Genomic DNA, 9,127 nt, shown 5'->3' with positions numbered 1-9,127 from the left:
GCGGGGCGTGCAATGTCGATCGCACGGTCGGTCCGCACCGGGACGTTGGCGATCAACGGCGGCAACTATTCGGGCGCCGACGCACCGTTCGGCGGATTCAAGAGCAGCGGCGTCGGAAGGCAGTGCGGCATCGAAGGATTCGCGCAGTACCTGGAGACGAAGACTGTCGCTCACCGGGCGCCGCGACAACGCTGACCGGACCGCGAAACCCGGCATCGCACTTCAATTCATCAACAGCAAGGGGATCAGCACATGGGACAACTGGACAACAAGGTGGCGGTGGTGTCGGGTGCGGCACGTGGCCAGGGCCGTTCGCACGCGGTGAATCTGGCCGCCCAGGGCGCCAGCATCATCGCACTGGATATCTGCGCCGACCTGGAGGGCAACACGTATCCGCTGGCCCGGATCGAAGACCTGGAGGAGACCGCGCGCCTGATCGAGAAGGAGAACGTGCGGGTGGTCACCGCGGTGGTCGATGTTCGCGAACGGGCCGCGGTGTGGAACGCGGTCGCCGACGGCGTCGAAGAGCTCGGCCGCCTCGACATCGTTGTCGCCAATGCCGGAATCTGTGCCATGGGCGACGGGCAGACGATGCAGTCGTGGTCGGACACGATCGACACCGACCTCTCCGGTGTTTTCAACGTGATTCAGGCCAGCCTGCCGCACGTCGCCGACGGGTCGTCCATCATCGCGACGGGCTCGCTGGCTGCACAGCTCGGTAGCGCCACCAATCAGGGGCCGGGTGGGTCGGCCTACAGCCTGGCGAAACAGATCGTGGCCCGGTACGTCAACGATCTGTCGATTCAGTTGGCCAAGAGGATGATTCGCGTCAACGCGGTCCATCCCACCAACGTCAACACCGACATGCTGCACAACGAGGGCATGTACAAGGTATTCCGTCCCGACCTCGAGAACCCGACTCGCGAGGATGCGGAGATGGGATTCCCGGCCATGCAGGCGATGCCGGTTCCGTACATCGAGCCGCAGGACGTCTCGGATGCGGTTGTGTTCCTCGCCAGCGACGCATCGAAGTACATCACCGGGACACAACTGCGGATCGATGCCGGTGGCTTCATCAAGGCCAAGCCGTACAAGGGCTGATGAGTCGGGTTGAAGGGAAGGGATGAACGCATGCCAGAGGTGATCGGCTTCATCGGGGCGGGGCAGATGGGTGAGCCCATGGTCACCCGTTTGCTCGCCGCCGGGCACGAGGTGCTGCTCTATGCCCGTAAAGACGAGGTGCGAAGCCGCCTGTCGGATCAAGGTGCACGGCTTGCGGATTCGGTAGCCGAGGTGGCCGCGGTCAGCGATATCCTGATCCTGTGCGTGTTCTCGGATCCGCAGATCTCCGAGATCGGACGTGGAGCGGAGGGATTCATGGCCAACGCGAAACCTGGATCGGTGATCATCTCGCACACCACGGGTTTGCTCAGCACCCTCACTGCGCTGACGGATGACCATCCGGCCGGCCCAACGCTGATCGATGCGCCGGTGAGTGGATCGTCGAACGACATCCTGGCCGGCGAGCTGACAGTTCTGCTGGCCGGACCGGAGGCGGTCCGTGACCGCGTCCGGCCGGTCCTGACCGCCTACGCCACACCGATCATCGATACCGGTGACGTGGGAAGTGCGCTGGCGCTCAAGCTCATCAACAACGTGCTGTTCGCCGCCAACGCGCAGTTGGTCGCCTCGGCGATCGAACTCGGTGAGAAGCTCGGTGTCAACGAAAAGAACTTGCTGGAGGCGCTGTCCGTCTGTAGCGGTTCGAGCAAGGCGGTGGAATCGTTGCAGCTGATCGGTGGCCTCCAGGGGTTCACCGACTTGGCCGGGCCGTACATCGCCAAGGACGTGGCGGCCTGTATCGCCTCGGCGGCGGAATCGGATGTTGATCTCGGCCAGTTGCGTTCGGTGGTCGAATCCGGACCGATGAAGATCACCTGAACGGTCCTATGAGCGGAATCCAACGATGAGTCTGAGCCCGTGCCATCGGCACGGGCTCAGACCTTGTTCGTCGTCACGGAGTGATGGCTGTTCGCAGAACGGGCTGGGCGGGAGCCTGGCGACCGCACAGGGCCAGTTCCAATGAGGTGAGAAGGGCATTGCGCGTTTCTGTGGGGTCGATGAGTTCGTCGAATCCGAGGTGTCCGGCGGACCGGTAGGAGGCCTCGAGTTCCATCTCGCGAAGTACCGTGCTCATGTCCTCCTTCGCGTTCGAGGCCCGGCTCAACGCGGCGGCACTCATCGCCCCCATGGTTGCCCCGGGGAACGCGAAAGTGGCCGCCTGGCTGTCGAACCCGATGAGCGACATGACCATCGACCCGAACCCGTAGGCCTTACGCAGCGTGACATGCAGCTTGATGGTGGAGGCTCCGGTTTGAGCCGCGAACATCCGGGCGCCGCTGCGGAGTACGCCGGCCCGCTCGGATTCACCACCCGGGAGCATGCCGGGGTTGTCGGCCAGGAAGATCAGCGGGAGGTGGAAGGAGTCGGCCACGTTGATGAAGTGCGCGGCTTTGTCGGCGGCGTCGGAGTTGATGGAGCCGGCAAGCATCTGCGGCTGATTTGCCACAACTGCCACCGGGTGCCCGCCCAGATGCGCGAGCGCGCAGATGATCGCGGGCCCGAAGTTCGGTTGCACCTCGAAGTAGTCGGGACGATCGAAGACGACGTCGAGTACATCGTGCATGTCATAGACCCGGCGACTGTCGCGGGCGATGATGTCGAGAAGCTCGGTGGTGGGTCGCTTCTCGTTGTCATCGTCGTCGCCGGCGACGACAGATGGCGGATATGACCAGGCACTCGAGGGAAAGTAGCTCAGGTACCGTCGGAGATCGTCGAGAGCCGCTTCGTCGTCGTCGGCGAGGTTGTGGATGACCCCGCTGGCAATCGCGGTTCGAGGTCCACCGAGGTCCTCTTTGGTGATGGTCTCGCCGGTCGACTCTTTGACCACGGGCGGCCCGGCGGTGAAGATTGCGCCCTGGGTGCTCATGACGGTGAAGTCGGAGATGGGGGCGACGAGGGCGCCGTGTCCGGCCGACGAACCCAGTACGGCCGTGACCAGCGGCACCTGGCCCGAACACCGGGCCTGCGCCAGCAGATCGGTGGGAGTGCGGCCGTATGCATGTGCGGTGGCGCGGAAACCGGCGCCCTCGAGCATCATGACCAGCGGGACCTTGTTGCGCACAGCGAGCTCGGCGATGCGGTACCGCTTGGAGTTGCTGCCCGGGGCGATGGTGCCCGCCATGGTGGTGAAGTCTTCCGCACCGATCATCACCGGGCTACCGCCCACCGTTCCCGATCCGACAACGATGCCGTCGGAGGCGATCTCGCCGCCGACCAGTGTGCCGATCTCCTGGAAGCTACCCGGATCGAGAAAGCGGGCAACACGTTGTCTCGCATCGAGTTTGCCCTTTGCGTGGTGCTTGGCAACCTTCTCCGGCCCGCCCATCGCGTGTGCGTGCTGCCGCCGGTGCTCGAGATCCTCGAGTGTTGCCTTCCAGCCCTGTGCGTTTGTCATGTGCCTCGTTCCTCTTTGAGAGAAGTGGTCGAAAGTGGTGGTGTGGGCGCTACTTGGCTGCGGTGTGCCCGGTCGCTGCCTTGATCTGGGTCTGGAAGTTCGCCAGCTTCTGCGACGCGTCGATGGTGTGGTGGCTGCGCGCTTGAATGCTGATGTCGTGGCCGGCCGCCGCCGCTCGCAACGCCCCGACCGTGGCCTGGTCGCGCGGAATGTGTTCGAACGGGTCAAATGAGTACCAGCGCATGGCATTGAGGTGGGTGATCTTGTTGATCTCGTTGTCGGGGACGTTCTCGGCGGTGAACACAGTGTCGAGTTCCTCTGGTGCCTCCGGCCACATCGAATCGCTGTGCGGGTAGTCCATCTCCCAGCTGATGTTGTCGATCCCGATCTCGTGGCGCAGCTTCACGCCGAGTGGATCGCTGATGAAGCAGGTGAGGAAGTGCTCGCGGAACACCTCGCTCGGCAGTTTGCCGCCGAAGTCCTGCAGCGTCCAGGTGGAGTGCATCTCGAAGGTGCGATCGACCCGTTCGAGGAAGTAGGGGATCCACCCGGTCCCGCCCTCGGAGAGGGCGATCTTCAGGTCGGGATAGTCCTTGATCGGCTTCGACCAGAGTAGATCTGCGGCCGCCTGCACGATGTTCATCGGCTGCAGTGTGATCATCACATCAGGCGGAGAATCGACGGCCGGGATCGAGAGCCGGCCCGAGGATCCGATGTGCACAGAGAGCACGGTCTCGGTGTCCACCAGCGCCTTCCACAGTGGGGTCCAATAGGGGTCGTGGAAACTCGGATAACCCAGTGCCGCCGGATTCTCGCTGAATGTCAGTGAATGAACACCCTTTTCGGAGACCCGGCGGACCTCTTCGGCGCAGAGTTCCGCGTCCCAGATCACCGGCAACGCCATCGGGATGAAGCGACCGGGATGCGCCCCGCACCATTCGTCGATGTGCCAGTCGTTGTAGGCCCGCACCAGCGCGAGAGAGAATTCGGCATCGTCGGTGGCGAACAGGCGCGCTGCGAACCCGGGGAACGACGGGAAGTTCATCTGGGCCAGGACGCCACCGGCATTCATGTCCTTGACGCGTTCGTCGACGTCGAAGCATCCCGGCCGGATCTCGTCCAGTCCATCCGGTTCGAGCCCGTATTCCTCCTTGGGGCGGCCGGCGACGGCGTTGAGCGCGACGTTCGGTATGACGATGTCGCGGAACTTCCAGACGTCGGCGCCGCTGTCCTGGTGAACCAGCACAGGCGCGTCGTCGAGGTACTTCTTCGGCAGGTGGTTCTTGAACATGTCCGGCGGTTCGATGATGTGGTCATCGACGCTGATCAGGATCATGTCATTTCTGTCCACGACTGTTCTCCGTTCCGAGGGACATACAGTATGGCTTTCAATTTAGCCTGCAACGACGATGTTGGGAAGGCGCCGCAGCATCTGGGGAATGGGATACGGTATGACTTACAGTTAAGGCTCGACCCGGGTTGTGGCGATGATCGCGGTCATCGCCCGGAGGCCGGAACACCGACTTCGCGAGGGACATGTGGGCGCTATGGGCAGACGTCGAATCATCCAGTGGGCCACGGGGACTGTCGGTAGGCATGCGTTGGCGGCCGTCTCGGCGCACCCCGATCTGGAGTTGGTGGGTGCCTATGCCTACAGCGACTCCAAGGTCGGCCGGGACATCGGTGGGGTCTGTGGAATCGCCGACACGGGTGTGCTCGCCACCAACAGCATCGATGACATCCTCGCGCTCGACGCCGATTGCGTCCTCTACATGGCGCAGGGAGAGATGGATCCGTTTGGAGCGGTGGACAACATCTGCCGGCTGCTGGCGTCCGGAAAGAACGTCGTCTCCACCGCGGTGACCGCACTGATCTATCCCCGGAGCCTCGGCGCGCATGTGGTCGACAGGCTGGAGGCGGCCTGCGCAGAAGGAGGGACATCGTTCCACGCCACGGGCATCGAGCCCGGCTGGGCGTCAGAAGTGGTGCCGCTGATCATGTCTGGCCTCTGCGGTCACGTAGAGTCGATCCTTGTGCAGGAGCTTCTCGACTACGCGGCCTACGACAGCCCCTCGATGTTGTTCGACATCATGGGTTTTGCGAAACGTCCGGAGGAGCAGGTGCCGATGTCCGACCCGGCCGTCGCCGGATCCTCGTTCCGGGCGCCACTGATGCTGCTGGCCGATGGCTTCGGCGCCACCATCGACGAGTTCACCTTCGACCGCCGGGTTGCGGTCACCGACGAGGCGTTCGAGGTGAAGGCGGGCAGCGTTGCGGCCCGAACCGTGTCGGCCCAGCGATTCAGTTGTACCGCGGTTGTCGACGGCAGGGCTGCCCTGACCGTCGAACACATCACGCGGCTGCGTGATGATCAGGCCCCGGACTGGCCCAGCGGGCGCGGATGGAAAGTCACCGTGGCGGGCACGCCCTCACTGGTCCTCGAAGCCCAGATCGCCACCGGCGGTGAAGACGAGAACGACCAGGCCTGTTTGGGAACAGCGATGCATGCTGTTCACGCGATCGAACCCGTGTGCGCGGCAGCGCCCGGAATCCGCACATTCCTGGACTTGCCGATGATAATCGGCAAGCACGTGTTGTCCGGCTCAGAGAAGTGATCTGCAGGGGGTTGTGAAATGACGGTTCCGAGTATCGATGACGCAGCGGGGGTATTGGCCGATCCATCGGCCTACACCGATGAGTCACGGTTACACAGCGCGCTGACCCATCTACGGACCACCGCTCCGGTCTCGCTGGTGGAGTCACCCAAGTACCGCCCCTTCTGGGCGATCACCAAACACGAAGACATCATGGCGATTTCGCGGAACAACTCCCTGTTCACCAACTTTCCGCGGCCAGTGCTGATCAAGGCCGTGCAAGAGGAGATGGACATCGCGAGTCAGGTGAAAACCCTGATCCACATGGACGATCCCGAACACAAGGTGGTGCGTGCGATCGCGGGGGACTGGTTCCGCCCCAAGGCGATGAAGGCCATGAAGGCCAGGGTCTCCGAACTCGCCACCACCTATGTCGACAAGATGCGTGCGATGGATGGCGACTACGACTTCGTCCAGCAGATCGCGGTGAATTATCCGTTGTACGTGATCATGTCGCTGTTGGGCGTGCCGGAGTCCGACTTCCCGCTGATGCTCAAACTGACGCAGGAGTTGCTCGGCAGCGAGGAGCCTGAGTACCACCGCGGCGCAAACCAGGAAGACCGGACCATGGCCCTGCTGGAGATGTTCGAGTACTTCAACGCCGTCACCGCGTCCCGGCGTGAACATCCCACCGACGATCTGGCGTCCACCATTGCCAACGCAACGATCGATGGCGAGCCGCTCTCGGACATCGAGACGGTGTCGTACTACCTGATCATCGCCACGGCCGGTCACGACACCACCAGCGCAACCATCGCCGGCGGCATGCAGGCGCTGATCGAGAACCCGGGTGAGCGGGCACGTTTGGTGTCCGATCCGGGGTTGATCACCTCGGCGGCCGAAGAGATGATCCGGTGGACCACACCGGTGAAGGCATTCATGCGGACCGCGGCGCAGGACACCGAGGTGCGCGGAGTGCCGGTCGCGCAGGGGGAGTCGCTGCTGCTGTCGTACGTGTCGGGCAACCGGGACGAAGACATCTTCGACGACCCGTTCCGGTTCGATGTCGGCCGCAGCCCCAACAATCACGTTGCCTTCGGTTACGGGGTCCACTTCTGCCTGGGGGCCGCGCTGGCCCGCATGGAGGTCAGCAGCTTCTACTCGGAACTGCTCCCACGCCTGGAGTCGGTGGAACTGGCCGGTGAACCCGAACTGATCGCGACCACCTTCGTCGGTGGCCTCAAGCACCTGCCGGTCCGGGCGGCTGTGGTCTGAAACCGGGCCTCGACCAACAAATCCGCCCGCCCGGCTGAAGCCGGGCGGGCGGATTGTTTTGTCTTACTTCAGATCACACGCGACGATCACACGTCGCATCGTCGGAGACGATCACACGTCGTAGTAGAGCGAGAACTCGTACGGGTGCGGGCGGATCTGGACGGGCTCGATTTCGTTCTCGCGCTTGAAGCTGACCCAGGTCTCGATGAGATCCTCGGTGAACACGCCACCCTCGGTGAGGTAGTCGTGATCCTCTTCGAGGCGGTCGATGACAGCGCCGAGCGAGGTGGGAGCCTGCGGGATGCCCTTGGCCTCCTCCGGCGGGAGCTCGTACAGGTCCTTGTCGACGGGCTCGTGCGGCTCGATCTTGTTCTTGATGCCGTCGAGGCCGGCCATCATCATGGCGGCGAACGCGAGGTACGGGTTGCCCGAGCTGTCGGGGCAACGGAACTCGAGGCGCTTGGCCTTCGGGTTGTTGCCGGTGATCGGGATACGCACGCAGGCGGAGCGGTTGCGCTGGCTGTAGACCAGGTTGATGGGAGCCTCGTAGCCCGGGACCAGACGCTTGTAGGAGTTCACCGTGGGGTTGGTGAACGCCAGCAGCGACGGCGCGTGGTGCAGGATGCCGCCGATGTAGTGGCGGGCCAGGTCGGAGAGTCCCGCGTAGCCGGCCTCGTCGTGGAACAGCGGCTTGCCGTCTTTCCACAGCGACTGGTGGGCGTGCATGCCCGATCCGTTGTCACCGAAGAGGGGCTTGGGCATGAAGGTGACGGTCTTGCCGTTCTGCCATGCGGTGTTCTTCACGATGTACTTGAACAGCTGGACGTCGTCCGCGGCGTGCAAGAGGGTGTTGAACTTGTAGTTGATCTCGGCCTGGCCGGCGGTGCCGACCTCGTGATGGCCACGCTCCAAGGTGAAGCCGGCCTTCTGAAGGTTGGTCGAGATCTCGTCACGCAGGTCGACGTAGTGGTCGTACGGTGCGACGGGGAAGTAGCCGCCCTTCTGGCGGACTTTGTAGCCGAGGTTCGGTGAGCCGTCGGGATCGACCTGCGAGCCGGTGTTCCACCAGCCCGACTCCGACTCGACGTTGTAGTGGGTGCCGTTGATCTCGGAGCTGAACGAGACCGAGTCGAAGATGTAGAACTCGGCCTCGGCGCCGAAGAAGCACGTGTCGGCGATGCCGGTGCTGGCGAGGTAGTCCTCGGCCTTGCGTGCGATGTTGCGCGGGTCGCGGCTGTAGGACTCACGCGTGAACGGATCGTGCACGAAGAAGGTCACGTTCATCGTCTTCGCCTTGCGGAAAGGATCGATGCGTGCGGTTGCCGGGTCGGGCAGCAACATCATGTCCGACTCGTCGATCGACTGGAAGCCGCGAACCGACGAACCGTCGAATGCCAGGCCGTCCTCGAAGACACTCTCATCGAAGGCCGATGCCGGGATCGAGAAATGCTGCATCGTTCCGGGGAGGTCGCAGAAGCGGATGTCGACGTATTCGACACCCTCAGCCTTGATGCCCTCGAGCAGTTCTTCCTTTGTGTTGTACACCTGCGGGTGACTCCTTCACTCGTGCCCAATTGCTGCCAGCGCCAGATTCATGGGTTTTGCAAGGGCTGGCGATTGTCCTTGTCCACTGTAGAGTGGCGGATCATCAACGCTGACCGTATTGACGTCAAGTTGCTTCGTGGATACTTCGGTGTTTCGCCCGTGTTACGTACGGCCGTCCGTGGGGATTTGTTGTGTG

Annotated in this window: 8 protein-coding genes; 5 read left to right on the top strand and 3 right to left on the bottom strand. The window is 63.2% G+C overall.

The genetic code is table 11. The annotated features are described in order from the left end of the window. The 3 genes from VIQ49_RS28855 to VIQ49_RS28845 all read left to right on the top strand — a co-directional run. Positions 1–195 (top strand): aldehyde dehydrogenase family protein (locus tag VIQ49_RS28855; RefSeq protein ID WP_331890598.1); only part of this gene is annotated, 195 nt, incomplete at its 5' end. A 57-nt stretch (positions 196–252) separates the two neighbouring features. After that, positions 253–1,101, top strand: a complete 849-nt coding sequence (locus VIQ49_RS28850) for a mycofactocin-coupled SDR family oxidoreductase (protein ID WP_331890596.1) — start codon at positions 253–255, stop codon at positions 1,099–1,101. 30 nt (positions 1,102–1,131) lie between these two features. Continuing rightward, on the top strand, positions 1,132–1,941 hold the full coding sequence (locus VIQ49_RS28845; protein WP_331890594.1) for an NAD(P)-dependent oxidoreductase: 810 nt from the start codon (positions 1,132–1,134) through the stop codon (positions 1,939–1,941). Positions 1,942–2,014: 73 nt separating this feature from the next. Here the strand turns inward: VIQ49_RS28845 and VIQ49_RS28840 are convergent, their stop codons facing one another. Both VIQ49_RS28840 and VIQ49_RS28835 read right to left on the bottom strand, forming a co-directional pair. Then, positions 2,015–3,517 (bottom strand): acyl-CoA carboxylase subunit beta, encoded by a 1,503-nt coding sequence (locus VIQ49_RS28840; protein WP_331890592.1) that lies wholly within the window; start codon positions 3,515–3,517, stop codon positions 2,015–2,017. A 49-nt stretch (positions 3,518–3,566) separates the two neighbouring features. Continuing rightward, positions 3,567–4,868, bottom strand: coding sequence for an amidohydrolase family protein (locus VIQ49_RS28835; RefSeq protein ID WP_331890590.1), 1,302 nt, complete (start codon positions 4,866–4,868; stop codon positions 3,567–3,569). Positions 4,869–5,064: 196 nt separating this feature from the next. Here VIQ49_RS28835 and VIQ49_RS28830 point away from each other — a divergent pair, with 196 nt between their 5' ends. Both VIQ49_RS28830 and VIQ49_RS28825 read left to right on the top strand, forming a co-directional pair. After that, on the top strand, positions 5,065–6,132 hold the full coding sequence (locus tag VIQ49_RS28830; RefSeq protein WP_331890588.1) for a dihydrodipicolinate reductase: 1,068 nt from the start codon (positions 5,065–5,067) through the stop codon (positions 6,130–6,132). A gap of 18 nt (positions 6,133–6,150) precedes the next feature. Continuing rightward, positions 6,151–7,386, top strand: a complete 1,236-nt coding sequence (locus VIQ49_RS28825; RefSeq protein WP_331890586.1) for a cytochrome P450 — start codon at positions 6,151–6,153, stop codon at positions 7,384–7,386. A 111-nt stretch (positions 7,387–7,497) separates the two neighbouring features. Here VIQ49_RS28825 and glnA read toward each other — a convergent pair whose 3' ends face one another. Beyond that, positions 7,498–8,931 carry a type I glutamate--ammonia ligase gene (glnA, locus tag VIQ49_RS28820; RefSeq protein ID WP_331890584.1) on the bottom strand — a complete coding sequence of 478 codons (1,434 nt, stop codon included), beginning with the start codon at positions 8,929–8,931 and terminating at the stop codon, positions 7,498–7,500. Between the last annotated feature and the right edge of the window lie 196 nt (positions 8,932–9,127).

The sequence above is a fragment of the Williamsia sp. genome (assembly GCF_036566845.1).
In the GTDB taxonomy this organism is placed as follows: domain Bacteria; phylum Actinomycetota; class Actinomycetes; order Mycobacteriales; family Mycobacteriaceae; genus Williamsia.
Note: the sequence above shows the minus strand (reverse complement) of the source record. Positions and strands in the feature narration are given on the sequence as shown.